Origin of the sequence: Microbacterium sulfonylureivorans, assembly GCF_003999995.1 — a bacterium.
Lineage (GTDB): Bacteria > Actinomycetota > Actinomycetes > Actinomycetales > Microbacteriaceae > Microbacterium > Microbacterium sulfonylureivorans.
Genome location: NZ_RJAD01000001.1, coordinates 1290480 through 1309802, shown reverse-complemented (window position 1 = coordinate 1309802; position 19323 = coordinate 1290480). Strand labels below are relative to the sequence as shown.

Genomic DNA, 19323 nt, shown 5'->3' with positions numbered 1-19323 from the left:
ACCATGCCCATCAGTCGCGCACTGAATGCAGGACTCCGCGCCGCGCTCGCCGGCAGCGACCGCGTCCTGCTCATGGGCGAGGACATCGGCAAGCTCGGCGGGGTCTTCCGCGTGACCGAGGGGCTTCAGGCCGAGTTCGGCGACCGGCGCGTGCTCGACACCCCGCTCGCGGAGTCCGGCATCGTCGGCACCGCGATCGGTCTGGCGATGGCCGGGTTCCGTCCGGTGTGCGAGATCCAGTTCGACGGGTTCGTCTTCCCCGCCTTCGACCAGATCACCTCGCAGCTCGCGAAGTTCACGAACCGGCACGAGGGCGTGCTGCAGATGCCCGTCGTCATCCGCATCCCTTACGGCGGTCACATCGGCGCCGTCGAGCATCACCAGGAGAGCCCCGAGGCGTACTTCACGCACACTCCGGGGCTCCGCGTGGTCAGCCCGTCGACCGCGAACGACGCGTACTGGATGATCCAGGATGCGATCTCGTCGCCCGATCCGGTGATCTTCCTCGAGCCGAAGAGCAAGTACTGGCAGAAGGGCGAGGTCGACACCGCCTCGCGGGCCCTCCCGCTCCACGCCAGCCGCGTGGTGCGCCGCGGCACCGACGTCACGCTCGTCGGGCACGGGGCGATGGTCACCACACTGCTCCAGGCGGCCGCGCTGGCCGAGTCGGAGGGCACCAGCTGCGAGGTCGTCGACGTGCGCTCGCTGTCGCCGATCGACTACGGCCCGATCCTCGACTCGGTGCGGCGCACCGGTCGGATGGTCTACGCGCAGGAGGCCCCCGGGTTCACGAGCCTCGGCAGCGAGGTCGCCGCGACCGTCATGGAGCGCGCGTTCTATGCGCTGGAGGCGCCCGTGCTTCGCGTGTCCGGCTTCGATGTCCCGTTCCCCCCGGCCAAGCTCGAGGGCACCTACCTCCCCGACGCGGACCGCATCCTCGAGGCCGTCGACCGCGCCCTCGCCTACTGACATGAAGGATCGCGCATGAGCACCCAGACGTTCGTCCTCCCCGATGTCGGCGAAGGACTCACCGAGGCGGAGATCGTGTCGTGGCACGTCGCGCCGGGCGACACCGTCGCCGTCAATGACGTCCTCGTCGAGATCGAGACCGCCAAGTCCCTCGTCGAGCTGCCTTCGCCGTTCGCCGGCACGGTCGGCGAGCTCCTCGTGGGAGAGGGCGACACCGTGAACGTCGGCGCCGCGATCATCACGATCGCCTCGGCAGCGGATGCCTCGGGCCCCGCGACCGTCGGGCAGACCGAGCACGGCGCGCCCGCCGAGGCGGCCGCGTCCGAGGGCGACGGTGCGGTGCTCGTCGGCTACGGCACCGGCGGCCCGGTGCAGTCCCGGCGCCGCAAGCCCGCCGTGACGGCGCAGGAGCGGGTGGAGTCGTCCGTCGGTGTCGTCGCCAAGCCGCCGATCCGCAAGCTCGCGCGCGATCTCGGCGTCGATCTGGCCGCCGTCGTCCCGACGGGTCCGGCCGGGGAGGTCACGCGGGAGGACGTCGTCAAGCAGGCGTCGCAGGCCAGCGTGTTCCGCAACATCGAGACGCCCGAATGGGGCGCCGTGCGTGAAGAGACGATCCCGGTCGCAGCGCCGGCCGCGGCATCCGCTCCTCCCCGTGACCCGGCCCCTCCGGCCGACGACGCGCGCGAGGAGACCATCGCGGTCAAAGGTGTGCGCAAGGCCGTGGCGAGCGGAATGGTCCAGTCGGCCTACACCGCCCCGCACGTCTCGGTCTGGACCGATGTCGATGCGACGCGCACGATGGAACTCGTCAAGCGGCTCAAGGCCTCGCCGGACTTCGCCGACATCAGGATCTCTCCGCTGCTGATCATGGCCCGCGCCGTGATCTGGGCGGTCCGCCGCACGCCGATGGTCAACGCGGCGTGGATCGACGCCGACGGCGGCGCCGAGATCCGGGTTCGGCGCTACGTCAACCTCGGGATCGCCGCGGCCACGCCGCGCGGGCTCCTCGTGCCGAACATCAAGGACGCGCAGGACCTGTCGATGCGCGATCTCGCCAGGTCGCTCGAGAAGCTCACCATCACCGCGCGCGAGGGGAAGACGACCCCGGCCGACCAGCAGCAGGGCACGATCACGATCACCAACATCGGTGTGTTCGGGATGGATGCCGGAACGCCGATCATCAACCCGGGCGAGTCGGGCATCATCGCTCTCGGCACGATCAGGCAGAAGCCCTGGGTCGTCGACGGCGAGGTGCGTCCCCGCTGGGTGACGACCGTCGCAGGCTCGTTCGACCATCGCGTGATCGACGGCGACGGGATGTCGCGGTTCATCGCCGACGTCGCATCGATCCTCGAGGAGCCGGCGCTCCTGCTCGACTGAGGTCGGCCGCGCGTGCGAGGCAGGCGACTCGACCCCCGGCGCCCCACGTGCCGGGGGTCGAGCGCGTCCCCGCACTCTGCGGCCCGTTCGGGCCGGTCCCCTGAGTGCAGCCCCGCCCGGGCGGGGAGCTGGGGTCTCCCACGCGAGCGGGGGCTCGTCATCCGGGCGGGACTGCTGTCTGCCCGGTCCCCCCTGGCAGACCGGCCGCGCGCACTGGGGAGCGCCGCAGCCTGAGGAATCTCTCCCTCTGCGGGGGAAGAGTGCGGATACCCCCGGTCGTTACGCGGGAATCCTCGACTCCAAATTTGAGAACGATTATCAATAACGTTAGAGTGGACTCATGACCTCCGCACGACGCTCCACGACATTTCTCGGCCTGGCCGCGGCATCCACTCTCGCCCTCGCGGGCTGCGCCGGCGGCACGGCCGCGGACCAGGGTGGCGGAGACGTCATCTCGGTCGTCGCGTCGACCAACGTGTACGGGCAGATCGCGGAGGCGATCGGCGGCGACCTCGTCGAGGTCACGTCGATCGTGAGCAACGAGTCGCAGGACCCGCACTCGTTCGAGGCGAGCGCCCGCGACCAGCTCACGGTCGCGGACGCCGATCTCATCATCGAGAACGGCGGCGGCTACGACGCCTTCATCGACGCGCTCATCGACTCCAGCGGCAGTCAGGCGCCGGTCGTCACGGCGGTGGAGCACTCGCACGACTGGCCCGAGAACGATGGCCACGCCGAGGAGTCGGACGATGAGGACGACACCGCCGGCGAGGCGGCCGAGGCCGATGACGCGGCCGACAGTGAATCGGACGACCACGACCACGCCGATCACGAGCACGTCGAAGGCTTCAACGAGCACGTCTGGTACGACCCGCACACCGTCGCGCACCTGGCCGAGGAGATCGCCGAGGAGCTCGCCGAGCTGAGCCCCGAGAACGCGGCCGCGTTCACCGCGAACGCCGACGCCTTCGTCGCCGAGGTCGAGCAGCTGGAAGCGTCGCTCGCCGAGATCGACGCCAACCATGCCGGCGCGCAGGTGTTCCTGACCGAGCCCGTGCCCGCCTACCTCGTCGCCGCGGCAGGGCTGGTGAACGTGACGCCCGACGCCTTCAGCGAGGCCGTCGAAGAGGGGCAGGATGTCGCGCCCGCCACCCTCCTCGAGTCGATCGCGCTCTTCGAGGACGACCAGGTGAGCGTCGTGATCACCAACGCGCAGACCGCCGGCGCCGAGACCGCTCAGATCGTCGGCGAGGCCGACGGCCGCGGCATCCCGAGCATCGCGTTTTCAGAAACCGTCCCCGAGGGCCAGACTTACATCTCGTGGATGCAGGCGAACATCGAGGCGCTGAACGGCGCGCTGACGGAGTGAGCACCGCGCGCCCCGCACTCGAGATCCGGGATGCCTCGCTCCGCCGCGGCGACCGCGAGCTGTGGGCCGGCCTCGATCTGACGGTCCGCCCCGGCGAGCTGATCGCGATCCTCGGGCCGAGCGGCTCGGGCAAGACGACACTGCTGCGGGCGATCCTGGGGCTCGAGCCCCTCAGCGGCGGCGAGATCACCGTGCTCGGCGAACCGGTGCGGGCGCGCGGGAACCGTCATGTCGGGTACCTTCCCCAGTCCCGTCCGCTGCCGCCCGACACCGCGCTGCGCGGACGCGACCTCGTGACGCTCGGAGTCTCGGGGCACCGTTTCGGCCTTCCGTTCCCGCGTCGTGGCGACGCCGCCCGCGTCGACGCGCTCATCGACGCCGTCGGCGCGCGGTCGTTCGCGGACCGCCCGGTGGGCGAGCTCTCCGGCGGCGAGCAGCAGCGGCTCCGCGCGGGGCAGGCGCTCGCGGACGAGCCGGGCCTGCTCCTGTGCGACGAGCCGCTGACGAGCCTCGACCTGGCCAACCAGCAGGCGGTCATCGGTCTCATCGACCGGCATCGCCGGGAGAAGGATGCCGCGGTCCTCCTCGTGACCCACGACATCAATCCGGTCCTCAGCAAGGTCGACCGCATCCTCTACCTCGCCAACGGCCGCTTCACGCTGGGCACGCCCGACGAGGTGCTGAACTCGCGCGTGCTGACCGACCTGTACGGTGCACCGGTGTTCGTCCTGCGCGCGGGCGACCGGCTCGTCGTGGTCGGCGCGCCCGATGCCGAGGCATCCCACCACCATCACGCGGACGAGGACCACGTATGAACTGGGACGACATCGCCGACGCGATGTTCGGCGGGCTGCCCGTGTACGGCCAGATCCTCGGCCTCGTGTCGAACTCGGTGTGGGCGGGCGCCGTGCTCGGTCTCGTCGGCGGTCTCATCGGCGTGCTGGTCATGCAGCGCGACATGGCGTTCGCGGTGCACGGCATCAGCGAGCTGTCGTTCGCGGGTGCGGCGGCGGCCCTGCTCATCGGTGTCGACGTCGTGACCGGCTCGATCGTCGGATCGATCCTCGCCGCCGCGATCATCGGCTGGCTCGGTGCGCGTGCGAGGGACCGCAACTCGATCATCGGCGTGCTGATGCCGTTCGGGCTGGGCCTGGGCATCCTGTTCCTCTCGCTCTACGACGGCCGCAGCGCCAACCGGTTCAGCCTGCTCACGGGCCAGATCGTGTCGGTGCAGTCCGATCAGCTCGGCTGGCTCATCGCGATCAGCATCGTCGTGCTGCTGGGCCTGCTCGCGATCTGGCGTCCGCTGCGCTTCGACTCCCTCGATCCTCAGTCGGCGGCCGCGCGCGGAGTGCCCACGACCGCGGTCTCGCTCGCGTTCATGCTCCTGCTCGGACTCATCGTCGCCGTCGCCGTGCACATCATCGGCGCACTGCTGGTCATGGCGCTCCTGGTCACTCCCGCCGCCGCCGCCATGCGGATCGCGACGGGCCCCCTGTCGGTGCCGGTGCTCGCCGCCGTCTTCGGCTTCGTGTCGGCGGTGGGCGGAATCCTCCTCGCGATCATGGGCACGCTGCCGGTCAGCCCTTACATCACCACGATCTCGTTCGTCATCTACCTCGTCTGCCGCGGCATCGGCTCCCGGCGCGGGCGCGTGACCCGCGAGCCGGTGACCGCGTGACCCGCCCGCCTCGCCGCATTGTGTGCGGGGACGGATGCTTCGACCGCGCCGGGTTGCGCGCCGCGGCACGCGGTCGCGACACTCAGCCGCGGGTGAGTGACAGGACGGATGCCTCATGAGCGCGGCAGCCCCGGGTCGGCGCACAGACCCCGCCGGTAGACTCCCGGGCATGGTCCAGCGCAACACGTGGCAGCGCGAGCGCGTGCGCGAAGCGCTCTCCGACGCCCGCGGATTCGTGAGCGCCCAATCGCTCCACGCCACGCTGCGCGACGAGAACACGGGCATCGGACTGGCGACGGTGTACCGCGCCCTCGCCGGCCTCGCCGCGCAGGGCGACGCCGACTCGCTCCAGAGCCCGGAGGGCGAGGCCCTGTACCGCGCCTGCACGAGCGCCGGTCACCACCACCACCTGATCTGCCGCAGCTGCGGACTGACCGTCGAGATCGAGGCGACGGACGTCGAGCAGTGGGCGAAGCGCACGGCCGAGCGCAACGGCTTCCGCGACGCCGAGCACATCGTCGACATCTTCGGGCTCTGCGCCTCGTGCGCCAAGGCCCAGGACGAGCGTGACGCGGACTGACCTCCGCCCGGCGGCGCCGACGCGCACGGCCCGCACCCTCGTCGCGCTCTCGATCGGCGCGGCGGTGGTCCTCGCCCTGTTCGTCGTCGACTGGCTGGCGCCGACGCTGTTCCCGGCATCCCTCCCCACCCGCGCGCAGGACGGGCTGACTCTCGCGATCAGCGTCCTGATCGAGTCGCTGCCGTTCGTGATGCTCGGCGTGATCCTGTCGATCGCCGTGCAGGTGTGGGTGCCGCCCGGGGTGATCGAGCGGTGGATGCCGCGCCGCGCCTGGGCCCGCAGGGCGGTGCTGTCGCTGCTCGGCATGGTCGTGCCGGTGTGCGAGTGCGGCAACGTGCCGTTCGCCCGCGGCCTCCTCATGCGCGGCTTCAGCGTGCCGGAGACGATGACGTTCCTCATCGCGGCGCCGATCGTGAACCCGATCGTCATCATCACGACCCATCAGGCGTTCGGCTTCAGCGACGGCATCCTCGTCGCTCGTCTCGTCGGCGGGTACCTCATCGCGAACCTCATCGGCTGGCTGTACAGTCGCCATCCGTCACCCGATGCCCTGCTCACCGACCGGTTCCGCGTCACGTGCGAGATCGTCGTCCACGAGCCCGGCGGCAAGGGCCGGCGCAGCCTCGCGCAGTTCGTGATCGAGCTGCGGGCGGTCATGCCGGCGCTCGTGATCGGCTCCGCGCTCGCCGGGGCGGTGCAGGTGCTGATCCCGCGCGAGGCCCTGGTGGCCATCGGGTCCAACCCCGCCCTGTCGATCGTCGCGATGATGGCGCTCGCGATGGTCGTGTCGATCTGCTCGAACGTCGACGCGTTCTTCGCGCTCTCGTTCGCCTCGACGTTCACCCCGGGCGCGATCGTCGCGTTCCTCCTCGTCGGTCCCCTCATCGACGTCAAGATGCTGGCGCTCATGCGCACGACCTTCACGACCCGCACGCTCGCGGGGATCGTCGTGGTGGTGCTGCTGTCGGCCTTCGCGATCGGGACGGTGGTGAACCTCCTTGCGTAGCGCGGAGCGGGTCGGCTGGATCAGCACGCGGTGGCTCGGCGTCGGGCTCGCCGCGATCCTCGCCGTCGTCACGATCGGCCTCGCGGTGACCGGGCGCCTGGGGCTGTACATCAACCCCGATTCGACGTGGTTCGCGGTGTCGATGGCCGTGGTGGCGCTCGTCGGCGCGGTGGCGTCCTTCGCCCTTCCGCTCGGAGCCGAGGCCGACCACGGGCACGACCACGGCTCCGAGCACGGCGCCGAACCCGCCGACCACGACCTCCACCGGCACCCGCTCGGTGCGGCGGCGACGATGGTCGGCGGGGTCACGGCATCCGGCGTCGTCGTCCTCACGCTCGTGCTGCCACCCGCATCGCTGTCGGCCGACCTCGCCATGTCGCGCGACGTCGGCGCGACCCCGCTGTTCGCCGGAGCGGATGCCGTCACCCTCGCGGCGACCGGAGACACGTCAACATTCGGGGTCGGCGAGTGGGCCACCGTCTTCGCGACCGCCACCAACCCCGACGCGTTCGACGGCGACCCGATCGAGCTGACGGGGTTCGTCACCCCCGGTGAGGGCGGGGACTTCGACCTCACGCGGCTCGTGATCACCCACTGCGTGATCGACGCCCAGCCGGCGAGCATCCCGGTGTCGGGTGAGCCGATCCCCGAGACCGGGCAGTGGGTCACGGTGACCGGCACCGTGCGCGCGTCGTCCGGCGGCACGCTCGAGATCGAGGCCGCGTCGATCGAGGAGATCCCCGAGCCGCAGGACCCCTATGAGTACTGAGCCGGCGACGCGACGTGTGCACGGCCGTCGGCGGCGCGGACGCGCCTTCGCGGGAGCCTTCACCATCGTCGTGGCGGTGCTCGCCGCGGTCGGGCTCGCCGGCGCAGCGGCGACCGTCGCCCAGGGACCCCGGGTCACCGACGTGCAGGTCGATCCTGCGGCGGCGGTCGCGGCATCCGGCTCCCGCCTGATCGTCACCACCACGCAGTCGCTCGCCGACGTCGCCTCCGAGCAGGTCACCGTCACACCGGCGACGCCGTTCGCCGTCGACACGGCAGGGCGGAGCGTGGGCATCCGGTTCGCGCTGCCGCTGTGGGACGACACCGAGTACACGGTCGTGATCGACGACGTCGAGCCCGCAGGAGGTGGCCCGGCCTCGACCATCACGGAGACGTTCCGCACCCCGGCGGCCGAGATCGAGCTGCTGCAGCGCGGCGGAGCCGAGGGCGACACGATCTTCCGCACCGACCTCTCCGGCGAGAACGCGCAGCCCGTGTTCACCCACCCGCACATCGAGGACTTCCGGGCCACGACGACGCACCTCGTCGTGTCCGTCCGCACCGACGACGACCGGGCCGGGCTCATCATGACCGACCTGGACGGCTCCGATCCCCGCGAGCTGCGGCTGCCCGGTGACGGCTTCGTCTCGAATCTGCAGAGCGCGGACCGCGGCGACGTGATCGGGTACACGTTCTCGGATGCCGAGCTCACCGCCGACAGTGGCCGCGAGAGCATGCTGTTCACCATGTCGCTGAAGGACCCGGAGGCCGAGCCCACCGCGGTCACGGTCGACGGCGCCGATGCGCGCATCGCGGAGTGGCGCTTCGTGCCCGACACCGACAGCATCCTCCTGCTCTCGTTCGACGGATCGCTGCTGCTCGCCGGGTCCAGCGGCGAGGGGGCGACCGCGCTCGGCACCGCGATGGCGATCGAGGGCATCGCCCGCGGCTCTTCGGAGGCCGTCGTCGAGAGGACCGACGCCATGGTGTCCATCGACCTCACCGATGCGACCGAGGCTCCGCTCGTCACGCCCGACGAGGATCCCGGCCCCGTGAGCACCGTGACCCCGCTCCCCGACGGGTCGACGATCCGCACCGCCGCCGTCCTCGACGCGGACGGCGCGCCGACGGGACGGACGTCCATCACGCTCGTCGCGCTCGACGGCGCGACCCGCCTGCTCACCGAGGTGCCGGAGACGGATGCCGTGCTGCAGGTCTGCGTGTCGCCGAGTGCCCGCTACGCGTCGCTGCTGATCGCACCGGACGCGGTCGTGAACCCGTACGACACGTACCAGCTGCCTCTGCCGGAGCGCACCGAGACGCGCGTGCTCGAACTGGCGGACGGCGCCGAGGCCGTGGCGCTCGCGGGGTCGTCGATCTCGTGGTGTCAGACCCCGCCGGTCTGAGCCCTCTCGTCGTCCCCCGGGCCGTATGCCGCTTCGCCGGCCTCGGCCGGGACGGGGATCGTCGCAGGCAGTCCGCGAGCGAGCACGATCGCGATCAGCGTCAGCGCGAAGACGAGGAACAGGGCCTGGCGCAGGGAGTCGACCTGCGTGTCGGCGTAGACCTGCCCGATCTCGGCGGCGACCTCTTCGCTGCCCCCGGCATCCAGGACGGCCTGCTCCGCCTGCTGCTGAGAGATGATCGGGGCGCCGCTCGCCGTCGCCTCGGCCACCTGCTGCTTGACGTCGTCGGTGAGGGTCGTGCTGCCCTGCACGGCCGCGCCGAACCCGGACGTGAGCAGGAGGATGAACACGGAGCCCACGATCGCCGTGCCGAACGACGAGCCGAGGTTCTGGAAGGTCCCCTGCAGGCCGCCGACCTCGGACGTGTCGTCCTTCGAGACCGCCGACATGTTCACGTTGCCGAGCTGCGACGCGAGCAGGCCGAAGCCTGCGCCGACCACGAACATGCCCGCGGCGAACAGCCAGTCGTTGAGGTCGGGCTGCACTGCGATGAACACGAACAGCAGACCGAGGCCGAGGGTGAACTGCCCGATGCGCGCGATGTTGCGGGCGGAGCGCACCGTCGACAGCCGGGATCCGATGATCGAGAAGATGATGAGCCCCACCGACAGCGGCAGGATCTTCAGGCCGGTCTGGAGGGCGTCGTAGCCGAGGATCGTCTGCAGGTACACCGGCACAACGAAGAAGAGCGCCGCGATCGCGAAGTACTGCGCGAGGAACATCGTCAGGCCGCTGCGGAGGGCCGGGATGCGCAGCATGCTGACCTTGAGGAGCGGCACGCGCCCGATCGCCTCGAGGTGCTGCTGACGCCGGACGAACCACCACAGCACGATGATCGCGATCAGGATCAGGTATGCGACCGGCGAGACGCCGAACGGAGCGATCGTCACGCCGCCGATCTCCGGCGGGTCGAGCGGTACGAGCCAGCCCCAGGTCTTGCTCTGCAGCATCGCGAAGACGAGGATGGCGAGGCCCGCGGCCGAGAGGATGACGCTCAGCAGGTCGATGCGCAGCTTCTTGTCGCCCGGGATGTCCTTGATCCGCCCGGAGAAGATGAGGACGAGCACCATGACGACCGCCTCGCCCACGAAGACGTAGCGCCATGAGGCGTAGGTGGTCATGAGTCCGCCGATGAGGGGGCCGGCAGCGGCGGCGAAGCCCGTGATCGCGCCCAGCGCCGAGAACGCGATGACCCGGTCGCGGCCGGTGTAGTTGATCGCGGCCAGCGCCGCGATCGCCGGGATGACGAGGATCGCACCGAGGCCCTCGACCAGCGACCAGCCGAACAGCAGAACGGTCAGGTTCGGGGCGAGAGCGGTGGTGAGCGATCCGATGCCGTAGACGACGGAGCCGATCCGGAACGCCGCGCTGCGACCCCACTTGTCGCCGAGCTTGCCGCCCGTGAGCATGAACGCCGCCATCGTCAGCGCGTAGAACGTGATCGCCGCCTGCATCCCGCCGATGTCGGTGCCGAGGTCGGCCGCGACGGTGGAGATCGACACGTTCATGACCGTGCTGTCGAGCACCATGACGAACTGCGAGACCCCGAGGATGATCAGGACGAACCAGCGCTTCATGAGCGAAGGCTAGTGCGATCGCGCGCGTCGCGTATCGCCCCGCGTGGGTGACCCGGCCCATGCGTAGACTCCCGGCATGGCCCTTCCCGAGCTGTCACGCGCTCGCCGCGAGGACCTCGCCGGGCTCCCGGCGGACGTCGCCCCGCGCCTCCTCGGCGGACACCTCACCACCGTCGTGGGCGGGGAGACCGTCACCGTCCGGCTGACCGAGGTGGAGGCGTACCACGGCCTCGGCACCGGGCACATCGCCGATCCCGGCTCGCACGCCCGCATGGGTCCGACCGCCCGCAACGCGACGATGTGGGGCGAGCCCGGACATCTGTACGTCTACCTCAGCCACGGCATCCATTCGTGCGTCAACGTCGTGTGCGGCCCGGTCGGCGTCGCGGGCGGAATCCTCCTCCGCGGCGGCGAGGTGATCGAAGGAGCGGATGCCGCGGCCCGGCGCCGGCCCGCGGCGCGCAGCGCCCGAGACCTCGCACGCGGACCGGGCAGGCTCGGCGACGCGGTGGGGCTGCGGCATCCGGTGCACGACGGCATCGACGCCATCGCCGGTGATCCGTGGCATGGCGCGATCGCCCGACTGCGCCTGCTCACGGAGCCGCTCGCCGAGGTGGCCGCCGGTCCCCGCGTGGGGGTGGCCGGCGCCGCGGGGACGGCGGCCTTCCCATGGCGCTTCTGGATCGACGGCGATCCGACGGTCTCGGCCTTCCGGTGGGGGCGCGGCGCCGGGCCACTGGACTGATCCGGGATCAGCGCAGGGAGGTGGCGGGGCGGGGCCGGGGCATCCACCGTGCTAGACTGACTCTTTGTCTGCGCGCACTCCAGCACGCAGTTCGCATCCCAACTCCTCGGCAGACCGGAAACGGTTCGCTGTGGCGTGGGGTGCAGACAAGGGATCTTGGGTGGGGCCGTCCGGCTTCACGGTACTAAGGAGAATTCACTATGGCAGCAGTGTGCCAGGTGACTGGAGCTGTTCCCGGCTTCGGTCACAACATCTCGCACTCGCACCGCCGGACGAAGCGCCGCTTCGACCCGAACGTGCAGAAGAAGACCTACTTCGTTCCGTCGCTGGGTCGCAACATCAAGCTCAACGTCTCGGCCAAGGGCATCAAGGTCATTGATGCACGCGGCATCGAGTCCGTCGTCAAGGACATGCTCGCGAAGGGTGTGAAGCTCTGATGGCCAAGAAGGCTCAGGACGTTCGTCCGATCATCAAGCTGCGTTCGACCGCCGGCACGGGGTACACCTACGTGACGCGCAAGAACCGCCGCAACAACCCCGACCGCATCGTGCTCAAGAAGTACGACCCGGTCATCCGCAAGCACGTCGAATTCCGAGAGGAGCGTTGATCCATGGCTAAGAAGAGCAAGATCGCACGCAACGAGCAGCGCAAGGTGGTCGTCGACCGCTACGCCGCGAAGCGCGCCGAGCTGAAGAAGGCGCTCGTCTCGCCCGAGTCGACCGACGAGCAGCGCGAAGCCGCTCGCGTGGGCCTGCAGAAGCTGCCCCGCAACGCGTCGCCCGCCCGCGTGCGCTCGCGCGACGTCATCGACGGCCGTCCCCGCGGTGTCCTCACGAAGTTCGGCATCTCGCGTGTCCGCTTCCGTGACATGGCGCACCGCGGCGAGCTGCCCGGCGTGACCAAGTCGAGCTGGTAAGCACCACAGCATTTCCGCAAAGGGCGGGGTTCTCCGGAACCCCGCCCTTTGCGCATTCGCCTACACTCGTTCTCCCGGACAGCGAGGAGTGAAGGATGCCCCTGGATCCGTTCTTCGCCGAGCGCCTGCGCGTGCATCGGCGATACCTCCTCGAGAAGAACCTGCGCCAGGTGGGTGCGCGCGTGTCCGCGCTCTGGCCCTTCACGCGGGAGTCGCCGGCGTCGTCGGACTCGGCGGCGGAAGGACCGGGGCGAGAAGACGTGCGGGCCGAGCTCCGCCGCGGACCCGTCACGCACGATGCGCGATCACGCGCGCGGGCCCGCCATCGACGAGCGGCCCTCGCGTGGGACCGCACCGAATTGCGCACGGTGGGCACGCCGGGCCCCGGCATCCGCACCACCGAGCACCGGGTGGACGCGCCCGGACTCCCCGCAGTGCGCGTGCGCGTCTACCACCCCGACGAGACGGGAGCCCCCGTTCCCGCCGTCCTCGCGTTCTTCGGGGGCGCCTTCCGCATCGGGGGCATCGACTATCCCACGACGGATGCCGCGTACCGCCGCCGAGCAGCGGACTCGGGGGTCGCGATCGCGGCCGTCGACTACGCGCTGGCGCCCGAGCATCGGTACCCGGTCGCGGTCGGGCAGGCGACCGCCGCGCTGGACTGGCTCTTCGCCCAGGCGGGCGAGCTGGGCATCGACCCGGAGCGGATCGGCGTCGCCGGGGCGTCGGCGGGGGCGAACATCGCGGCCGCTCTGACCCTCGCCAACCGTGACGGCGCCCGGCACCCGCTCCGGCTCCAGGTGCTCGAAGTCCCGGTGGTCGACCTGACCGGGAAGCACCTCGACCTGCGCGCGACGCGGGCGCTCGGCATCCCGAGCATCATCGCGCTGCGCGAGCTGCGCTCCGTGGCGCGCACCTACCTCGCCCGACCCGCCGATGCGCGCGAGCCGCTCGCCTCTCCGCTGCGGGCGACATCCCACGAAGGACTCCCTCCGGCGGTGATCCTCACGGCGGAGTACGACCCGCTCCGCGGCGACGGCGAGGCCTACGCCGCAGCGCTGCGCAGAGCAGGGGTCGAGGCGAGTGCCGTCCGCTACCTCGGCGTGACCCACGACGCCGCGATCTTCACGGCCGTGCTCCCCGCCGCGCGTCGCTGGCACGCGGACGTGCTGACGGCCCTCCGCCGCCTGCACGACTGACCACCGCAACGCGGGCTCCGGCCGAGAGCGCACGAACGGCTACGCGACCGCTGCTGCCGCCGTGATTTGCGCACTGTCGGCGCCGGGCAGCGGAAGGGCCCGGAGCTCTCGCGAACTCCGGGCCCTGTGTCCCACCACGGACACCGGCCGAGACACCACTCGACCGCCGGGACCCCAGCAGGGCTGGCGTCCCGGCGGCGGAGTGGTTCCCCGTCGGCGCCGGGGGGCATCCGATTACTGTGCCGCCTCGGTCTCGGGGGCGGCCGCCTGCGCCTCGCGCACCTGGTGGGTGGTGGCCCACTCGAGGGCGTAGTCGGCGATCTCCTCCCAGCCGTCCTGGCTGACGAGGCGGTGGGTGCGACCCGGGTACGTCTTGTAGTCGACGATCGCGGGGCTGCCCGACTTCTGGTACTTCTTCACGATGGCCTCGCCGATGGCGGGCGGCACGACGTGGTCGATCTCACCCGTGATGATGAGGAGCGGTGCGCGGTCGGTGCGGCCGTAGTCGACGTGGGTGACGCCGCCCTTCTCGTTGAGCACGGACAGCACGCCCTCGAAGAAGACCCGGTTGTACGAGTTCACCGCGAACTCCTCCCAGAGCTTGTCGGACTCCTCGCGGGGCAGGTCGTTGCCGAAGGTGAAGTGGAAGTGGCGCTTCGACAGCGGCTTCGCGCCGTTCCGACCGAAGGGGTTCGCGAGGATCGGCGTGCCGGTCCACAGCGTCGAGAGCGGGAGCGCGGTGACGCCGGCGGTCTGTCCGGGTGCGACGCCGACGTACGCGACTCCGAGGCCGCGGTCGGCGAGCATCTGGGTGAGGACTCCACCGAACGAGTGGCCGATGATGATCGGCTTCTGCGGCAGCTCGCGGATGATGCGCTCGTAGTTGTCGGCGATCTGCTTCAGGCCGATCCCCTTGAGTGCGGCGGGGTTGCGGCGGATGTCTTCGACGGTGCGGTCGTCGATGCCGGGCCATCCCGGGACGATGACCTGGTGGCCGGCGGCGCGGAAGCGCTCGGCCCAGGTGTCCCAGCTCTTCGGGGTCATCCAGAGGCCATGGATGAGGACGATGGGGGTCTTGGTCGTGGTGTTCATGTCGATCTCCTGTGTGGTGTCGCGGTGGGCTTTGTGTTGAGTTCCAGATTCCGGATCCTGTGCCGTCCGGTTGATGTAATCTGATAGTAGACCGAACGTTCTATCTACACAAGAGTATTCCCAAAGATTCTCAAATCAGTTCGAAGTGGCACGATGGACCCCGGAGGAGAACCATGAGCACCACCCCCGCGCAGGCCGCGAGCACCCGCCCCTCCCCTGCCAGAGGACGGCTCCTGGATGCCGCGACCGACCTCTTCTATCGCGAAGGCATCCACTCGGTCGGCGTCGATCGCATCATCGAAGCGGCCGGCGTGACCCGCGCGACGATGTACAAGCAGTTCGAGGGCAAGGAGGGTCTGGTCCTGGCCTATCTGCGGGGCGAGGACGAGGGCCTTCGCGCACTGTTCGCCCAGGCCGGCGCGGCATCATCCGATCCCGACGTGCTGCTCGAGCTCGTCATCGGCGGCATCGAGCAGGACATCCGCGAGCGCCACACGCGCGGTTGCCCCTTCATCAACGCGGCCGCGGAGTACCCCGACGCCGGTCCGGTGCGCGACCTCATCGACGCTCATCGCGAGTGGTTCCGCTCGACGCTGGAGCAGCTCGCGACCGCCGCAGGCCTCGTCGACCCCGCCGATGTGGCATCCTCCCTCGTGCTGCTGCGCGACGCAGCGCTCGTCGGCGGCTACCTCGACGGTCAGGATCGGGTCGCTCCCGCGTTCGCCCGGACGGCCCGCGGAGTCATCGCCTCGCACCGCCGCTGAGCCCACGTTCCCGTCACGGATCGGGCCTGAAACGGGCGTCACATCGGTCACACAGGCCACTTTGACCCCCGACACGCCGCCCGGAACGGCGGAAAACCCCGGAAATACGCGGATCTGCGCGCGAAGTCAGGTACATTCGAGGCGGTCGATCCGACCAGCCGGGGGGCGAATGCCGTCCGGTCCGAGCAATGAAAAGGACGGCGATTCCGCCGCCTTTTGGAGGACAATCCCCATGGCCGACAAGTCCATCACCAAGACCGAACTCGTCGCGAGCATCGCCAGCGCGACCGGGCAGAGCCAGTCCGCCGTGTCGGGCGTGCTCGACTCCCTCTTCTCCACCGTCTCCGAGGCGGTCGCCAAGGGCAGCAAGGTCTCGATCCCCGGCTGGATCTCGTTCGAGCGCGTCGAGACGTCGGCTCGCACCGGCCGCAACCCCCAGACGGGCGAGGAGATCAAGATCCCCGCCGGCCAGCGTGTGAAGGTCACCGCCGGCTCCAAGCTGAAGGCCGCCGTCAAGTAACGACGACCACACAAGAAGGGGGATGCCGCGGCATCCCCCTTCTGCTTTGCCCGGGGTCGGCGATCAACGCTCCGGCGCACGCCTAGGCTTGAGGTGTGATCCCCACGCCCACTCCACACGGCGCCGGCGCGCCGCGCGGAGCCTCGGGGCGCATGGGTCCAGCACGGGCCCTGCGGGCCGCGGGGCCGGTGATCCTCGTCGTCAGCGCGCTCGTCGTGCTCGTCTGGGCGCTGGCGTACGGCGGGGGGGCCGCGCCGTTGGCGATCGGCGATCCGGGGCCCTTCGCGCGCTGGGGACTCCCCGTCGCCAAGCTCTTCGTGAACCTGTCCGCCGCCGGCATGGTGGGTGCACTCGTCACCGCCCTGTTCGCCCTCAAGGCGGGCGAGCGAGAGTTCGACGTCGCGCTCGATGCGGCATCCATCTCGGCCGCCGTGTTCACGGTCTCCGCCGCCGCAACTGGCTTCCTCACCTTCATCGACGCCTTCAACCCGGCGATCGACGCCGGTCCCGAGTTCGGGGCGCAGCTCGGCCGTTTCCTCATCGAGACGGAAGTCGGACGCACCTGGCTCATCACCACCGTCGCCGGTGCCGGGCTGACCGTCCTGACCTTCGCCGTGCGCTCCTGGACGGCGACGTTCGTCGTGGGGATCCTCGCCGTCGCCGCGCTCGTGCCGATGGGCACCCAGGGGCACTCCGGCGAAGAGGCGTTCCACCACGAGGCCATGACGGCGCTCATCCTCCACATCATCGCCGCAGCCGTGTGGCTCGGCGGGCTGATCCTGATGGTTCTCGTGCGCCCGCTCCTCGGCCGCGACCGCCTCCCGCCGGTGCTCTCGAGGTACTCGAGCATCGCTCTCGCGGCGTTCGTCGTCGTGGCCGTGTCGGGCACCGTGCGTGCGGCGATCGGGCTGCAGAGCTGGGACGCGCTTCTGTCGCCGTACGGCGTCATCCTCGGCGTGAAGATCGTGGCGCTGATCGGGCTCGGCGTCTTCGGCGCCTGGTATCGGCTGCGTCTGATCGGGCGACTCCGGGAGGATGCGGCATCCCGCACGTTCTGGACCCTGATCGTGTTCGAGATCGTGCTGATGGGCGCGGCGAGCGGTGCGGCGGCCGCCCTCGCCCGCACGCCTCCGCCGGTCTCGGCAGGTCTCCCCGCCGTCCGTACCCCCGCGGAGGTGCTGACGGGCGCCCCGCTGCCGGTCGAGCTCACCCCCGACCGCTGGCTCACGGCCTGGAACATCGACCTGCTGTGGGCCGTCGCGGCAGGGTTCGGAGTGTTCTTCTACCTCGTCGGCGTATGGCGCCTGCGTCGCCGCGGCGACGAATGGCCGATCTACCGGACCATCATGTGGGTAGCGGGGCTCGGGCTGCTCGTCTGGGTGACCGGCGGCGTGATCAACGTCTACCAGGACTACCTGTTCAGCATGCACATGGTCGGGCACATGCTCCTCACCATGGCGATCCCGCTGCTGCTCGTCGCCGGCGCCCCGGTCACGCTCGCGGCCCGGGCGATACGCAAGAGGGACGATGGCACGCGCGGTGGGCGCGAATGGATCCTGTGGGCGGTGCACTCGCCCGTCGCCCGCGTGCTGACGAACCCGCTCGTCGCGGCCGGCCTGTTCATCGGCTCGCTGTGGATCTTCTACTACACCGATCTCTTCCGCTGGTCGCTGTACGACCACCTCGGTCACGAGTGGATGACCGCGCACTTCCTCTTCACCGGGTATCTCTTCGTGCTCACGCTCATCGGAATCGATCCGGTGCCGTATCGACTGCCGTACCCGGGGCGCCTCCTGCTGCTCATCGGCATCATGGCGATGCACGCGTTCTTCGGGATCGCGATCATGATGCAGTCGGGCCTGATGGTGGCCGAGTGGTTCGGATCGATGGGGCGCACGTGGGGCGCGACTCCGCTCGACGACCAGTACACCGGCGGCGGCGTCGCCTGGTCGATCGGCGAGATCCCGACGCTCATCCTCGCCATCACGGTGGCGATCCAGTGGAGCCGCAGCGATGCCCGTGACCAGAAGCGCCGGGACCGCCACGCCGACCGCACCGGCGATGCGGAGCTCGAGGAGTACAACGCCCGCCTCGCCGAGCTCGCCGAGCGGGATGCCCGGGCGGGTCGCTGACGCCTACTGCGTGTCAGGGCCCGACACGACGATCGATGCCCGGCCGTCGGGCTGCACCGTGATCTGGCCGGTCACGATGAAGGGGACGTCCTCGCTCACGTGGCTGATGGACCCGTCGTACAGCGACTGGATGTCGACCTCGATGTGCGCGGTCGCATCGGCCGGCTCGATGCGCCAGCCGGCGCCCTCGGGCGTGACCTTCACGCTCGGCTGCTTCACCATCGACCACTTCGGCAGCGAGTCGATGCGATCCTGAACGACGTATCCGAACGGGCACGCAGTGGGCTGCAGCACCTCCTGCGTCGCGCACGCCGTGAGGAACTCCTCCACCTCTCCCTGCACCACCGCGATGAACTCGTCGGTGGCCTCCGCCTGGATCTCGACGGGGATGTCGTGGAATGGGCTGTCGGAGAGGACCGCCACGCCCGGCGTCGCCGAGATGGCCGTGTCGACCGACACGGAGTACAGGCCCGGTGAGAACACCAGGAGCGGGACGGCGGCGAGCGGATCGGCATCCGCTCCGTCCACCGAGACCTGACGCTTGTCGATCTCGAACCCGTTCACCGAGAAGACCATCGACCCCTTCACGACGAGGTCCATCACCGCCAGCGGGCTGGTGGCGAAGCGCCACGTCGGGGCGAGGCCGATCGATCCGTCGCGCGCCACGGCGAACGTGGTCGTGCCGGGATATCCGCCCGCCTCGTACTCGACGCTGACGCGGGTGATCTCGCCGTCGACGGTCTCCGACACGACGCGAGCGTCGGCGAGCGGTGCGAGCGCCGCCTCGCGCAGCAGCGCCTCCGATGCGGTGGCGGGCAGCCCGGCGGCTTCCAGCGCCGCCGAGTCGACGGCGACGCCGGGCACGGTGAGGGCCTCGGCCGCGTCGCCGTCGGCGAGCATCGAGAGGTAGCGCTCGACGAAGGCCGTCGGGCTGTAGAACTCCTTCTGGATCGCGCCCACCGCTGCGGCGGTCGCACCGACGAGGAGCACTCCGACCACGCCGAGCAGCGTGAGGTCGAGCGCGAGGCTGCGCCGACGGCGAGGCTTGCGGGGCGGCTGGATCGGTCCGGGGGTGCCGTCGCCCGGGCTCGCGGAGGGCGCCGGCGGCGCCGACGCGCGACCAGCCGTGGTGTCCACCGCCCCTTGGTCCACCGCTCCA

The 19323-nt window shown here is 70.4% G+C and carries 20 protein-coding genes; 17 read left to right on the top strand and 3 right to left on the bottom strand.

Features of this window, described 5'->3' with window-relative positions; genetic code table 11:
• Positions 1-3 precede the first annotated feature (3 nt).
• The 9 genes from EER34_RS05815 to EER34_RS05775 all read left to right on the top strand — a co-directional run bounded on the left by EER34_RS05815 (position 4) and on the right by EER34_RS05775 (position 9159).
• The gene (locus tag EER34_RS05815; RefSeq protein ID WP_127474312.1) at positions 4-969 is read left to right on the top strand and encodes an alpha-ketoacid dehydrogenase subunit beta; all 966 of its coding nucleotides are present in this window, start codon (positions 4-6) and stop codon (positions 967-969) included.
• Between the two features lie 15 nt (positions 970-984).
• Complete coding sequence (locus EER34_RS05810; RefSeq protein WP_127473570.1) at positions 985-2349, top strand: dihydrolipoamide acetyltransferase family protein; 1365 nt, start codon at positions 985-987, stop codon at positions 2347-2349.
• Positions 2350-2689: 340 nt separating this feature from the next.
• Positions 2690-3718, top strand: a complete 1029-nt coding sequence (locus tag EER34_RS05805) for a metal ABC transporter solute-binding protein, Zn/Mn family (protein WP_127473569.1) — start codon at positions 2690-2692, stop codon at positions 3716-3718.
• A complete protein-coding gene (locus EER34_RS05800) occupies positions 3715-4533 on the top strand; it encodes a metal ABC transporter ATP-binding protein (protein ID WP_127473568.1) in 819 nt (272 codons plus the stop codon). The genes EER34_RS05805 and EER34_RS05800 overlap by 4 nt, the downstream gene beginning before the upstream one ends.
• Complete coding sequence (locus EER34_RS05795) at positions 4530-5399, top strand: metal ABC transporter permease (protein ID WP_127473567.1); 870 nt, start codon at positions 4530-4532, stop codon at positions 5397-5399. Before EER34_RS05800 ends, EER34_RS05795 begins: the two co-directional genes overlap by 4 nt.
• A gap of 169 nt (positions 5400-5568) precedes the next feature.
• Entirely contained in the window at positions 5569-5979 is a 411-nt protein-coding gene (locus EER34_RS05790; protein ID WP_127473566.1) for a Fur family transcriptional regulator, read from the top strand.
• Positions 5966-6985, top strand: a complete 1020-nt coding sequence (locus EER34_RS05785; RefSeq protein WP_127473565.1) for a permease — start codon at positions 5966-5968, stop codon at positions 6983-6985. The genes EER34_RS05790 and EER34_RS05785 overlap by 14 nt, the downstream gene beginning before the upstream one ends.
• Entirely contained in the window at positions 6978-7754 is a 777-nt protein-coding gene (locus tag EER34_RS05780) for a TIGR03943 family putative permease subunit (RefSeq protein ID WP_240642146.1), read from the top strand. The genes EER34_RS05785 and EER34_RS05780 overlap by 8 nt, the downstream gene beginning before the upstream one ends.
• Positions 7744-9159 (top strand): hypothetical protein, encoded by a 1416-nt coding sequence (locus EER34_RS05775; protein ID WP_127473564.1) that lies wholly within the window; start codon positions 7744-7746, stop codon positions 9157-9159. The genes EER34_RS05780 and EER34_RS05775 overlap by 11 nt, the downstream gene beginning before the upstream one ends.
• Here the strand turns inward: EER34_RS05775 and EER34_RS05770 are convergent.
• Positions 9141-10796 carry an MFS transporter gene (locus EER34_RS05770; RefSeq protein ID WP_127473563.1) on the bottom strand — a complete coding sequence of 552 codons (1656 nt, stop codon included), beginning with the start codon at positions 10794-10796 and terminating at the stop codon, positions 9141-9143. The genes EER34_RS05775 and EER34_RS05770 overlap by 19 nt on opposite strands.
• Positions 10797-10872: 76 nt before the next feature.
• Here EER34_RS05770 and EER34_RS05765 point away from each other — a divergent pair, with 76 nt between their 5' ends.
• The 5 genes from EER34_RS05765 (at position 10873) to EER34_RS05745 (ending at position 13656) form a co-directional block, all read left to right on the top strand.
• Positions 10873-11541, top strand: coding sequence for a DNA-3-methyladenine glycosylase (locus EER34_RS05765; RefSeq protein ID WP_127473562.1), 669 nt, complete (start codon positions 10873-10875; stop codon positions 11539-11541).
• A gap of 200 nt (positions 11542-11741) precedes the next feature.
• Positions 11742-11978, top strand: a complete 237-nt coding sequence (gene rpmB / locus EER34_RS05760; RefSeq protein ID WP_127473561.1) for a 50S ribosomal protein L28 — start codon at positions 11742-11744, stop codon at positions 11976-11978.
• Positions 11978-12148 (top strand): 50S ribosomal protein L33, encoded by a 171-nt coding sequence (gene rpmG, locus EER34_RS05755; RefSeq protein ID WP_005051772.1) that lies wholly within the window; start codon positions 11978-11980, stop codon positions 12146-12148. The genes rpmB and rpmG overlap by 1 nt, the downstream gene beginning before the upstream one ends.
• A gap of 3 nt (positions 12149-12151) precedes the next feature.
• A complete protein-coding gene (gene rpsN, locus EER34_RS05750) occupies positions 12152-12457 on the top strand; it encodes a 30S ribosomal protein S14 (protein WP_055961646.1) in 306 nt (101 codons plus the stop codon).
• 95 nt (positions 12458-12552) lie between these two features.
• Positions 12553-13656 (top strand): alpha/beta hydrolase fold domain-containing protein, encoded by a 1104-nt coding sequence (locus EER34_RS05745; RefSeq protein ID WP_127473560.1) that lies wholly within the window; start codon positions 12553-12555, stop codon positions 13654-13656.
• A 234-nt stretch (positions 13657-13890) separates the two neighbouring features.
• On the opposite strand, the gene EER34_RS05740 is transcribed toward EER34_RS05745, so the two are convergent.
• Positions 13891-14748, bottom strand: coding sequence for an alpha/beta hydrolase (locus EER34_RS05740; RefSeq protein ID WP_127473559.1), 858 nt, complete (start codon positions 14746-14748; stop codon positions 13891-13893).
• A 173-nt stretch (positions 14749-14921) separates the two neighbouring features.
• On the opposite strand from EER34_RS05740, the gene EER34_RS05735 reads away from it, so the two are divergent.
• The 3 genes from EER34_RS05735 to EER34_RS05725 all read left to right on the top strand — a co-directional run bounded on the left by EER34_RS05735 (position 14922) and on the right by EER34_RS05725 (position 18164).
• Entirely contained in the window at positions 14922-15512 is a 591-nt protein-coding gene (locus EER34_RS05735) for a TetR/AcrR family transcriptional regulator (protein ID WP_127473558.1), read from the top strand.
• A gap of 232 nt (positions 15513-15744) precedes the next feature.
• Positions 15745-16032: an HU family DNA-binding protein gene (locus EER34_RS05730; RefSeq protein WP_127473557.1), complete on the top strand. Its 288-nt coding sequence runs from the start codon at positions 15745-15747 to the stop codon at positions 16030-16032.
• 152 nt (positions 16033-16184) lie between these two features.
• On the top strand, positions 16185-18164 hold the full coding sequence (locus tag EER34_RS05725; protein WP_127473556.1) for a bifunctional copper resistance protein CopD/cytochrome c oxidase assembly protein: 1980 nt from the start codon (positions 16185-16187) through the stop codon (positions 18162-18164).
• Between the two features lie 3 nt (positions 18165-18167).
• On the opposite strand, the gene EER34_RS05720 is transcribed toward EER34_RS05725, so the two are convergent.
• Positions 18168-19301 (bottom strand): hypothetical protein, encoded by a 1134-nt coding sequence (locus EER34_RS05720; RefSeq protein ID WP_420845960.1) that lies wholly within the window; start codon positions 19299-19301, stop codon positions 18168-18170.
• Positions 19302-19323 lie beyond the last annotated feature (22 nt).

What these genes read in the sequence shown, in the direction of transcription:
- EER34_RS05740 (WP_127473559.1), bottom strand. Translation starts at nt 14,748, where the DNA reads ATGAACACCACGACCAAGACCCCCATCGTCCTCATCCATGGCCTCTGG.
- EER34_RS05775 (WP_127473564.1), top strand. Translation starts at nt 7,744, where the DNA reads ATGAGTACTGAGCCGGCGACGCGACGTGTGCACGGCCGTCGGCGGCGC.
- rpsN (WP_055961646.1), top strand. Translation starts at nt 12,152, where the DNA reads ATGGCTAAGAAGAGCAAGATCGCACGCAACGAGCAGCGCAAGGTGGTC.
- EER34_RS05810 (WP_127473570.1), top strand. Translation starts at nt 985, where the DNA reads ATGAGCACCCAGACGTTCGTCCTCCCCGATGTCGGCGAAGGACTCACC.
- EER34_RS05815 (WP_127474312.1), top strand. Translation starts at nt 4, where the DNA reads ATGCCCATCAGTCGCGCACTGAATGCAGGACTCCGCGCCGCGCTCGCC.
- rpmB (WP_127473561.1), top strand. Translation starts at nt 11,742, where the DNA reads ATGGCAGCAGTGTGCCAGGTGACTGGAGCTGTTCCCGGCTTCGGTCAC.
- EER34_RS05745 (WP_127473560.1), top strand. Translation starts at nt 12,553, where the DNA reads ATGCCCCTGGATCCGTTCTTCGCCGAGCGCCTGCGCGTGCATCGGCGA.
- rpmG (WP_005051772.1), top strand. Translation starts at nt 11,978, where the DNA reads ATGGCCAAGAAGGCTCAGGACGTTCGTCCGATCATCAAGCTGCGTTCG.
- EER34_RS05805 (WP_127473569.1), top strand. Translation starts at nt 2,690, where the DNA reads ATGACCTCCGCACGACGCTCCACGACATTTCTCGGCCTGGCCGCGGCA.
- EER34_RS05795 (WP_127473567.1), top strand. Translation starts at nt 4,530, where the DNA reads ATGAACTGGGACGACATCGCCGACGCGATGTTCGGCGGGCTGCCCGTG.
- EER34_RS05730 (WP_127473557.1), top strand. Translation starts at nt 15,745, where the DNA reads ATGGCCGACAAGTCCATCACCAAGACCGAACTCGTCGCGAGCATCGCC.
- EER34_RS05790 (WP_127473566.1), top strand. Translation starts at nt 5,569, where the DNA reads ATGGTCCAGCGCAACACGTGGCAGCGCGAGCGCGTGCGCGAAGCGCTC.
- EER34_RS05765 (WP_127473562.1), top strand. Translation starts at nt 10,873, where the DNA reads ATGGCCCTTCCCGAGCTGTCACGCGCTCGCCGCGAGGACCTCGCCGGG.
- EER34_RS05770 (WP_127473563.1), bottom strand. Translation starts at nt 10,796, where the DNA reads ATGAAGCGCTGGTTCGTCCTGATCATCCTCGGGGTCTCGCAGTTCGTC.
- EER34_RS05735 (WP_127473558.1), top strand. Translation starts at nt 14,922, where the DNA reads ATGAGCACCACCCCCGCGCAGGCCGCGAGCACCCGCCCCTCCCCTGCC.
- EER34_RS05725 (WP_127473556.1), top strand. Translation starts at nt 16,185, where the DNA reads ATGGGTCCAGCACGGGCCCTGCGGGCCGCGGGGCCGGTGATCCTCGTC.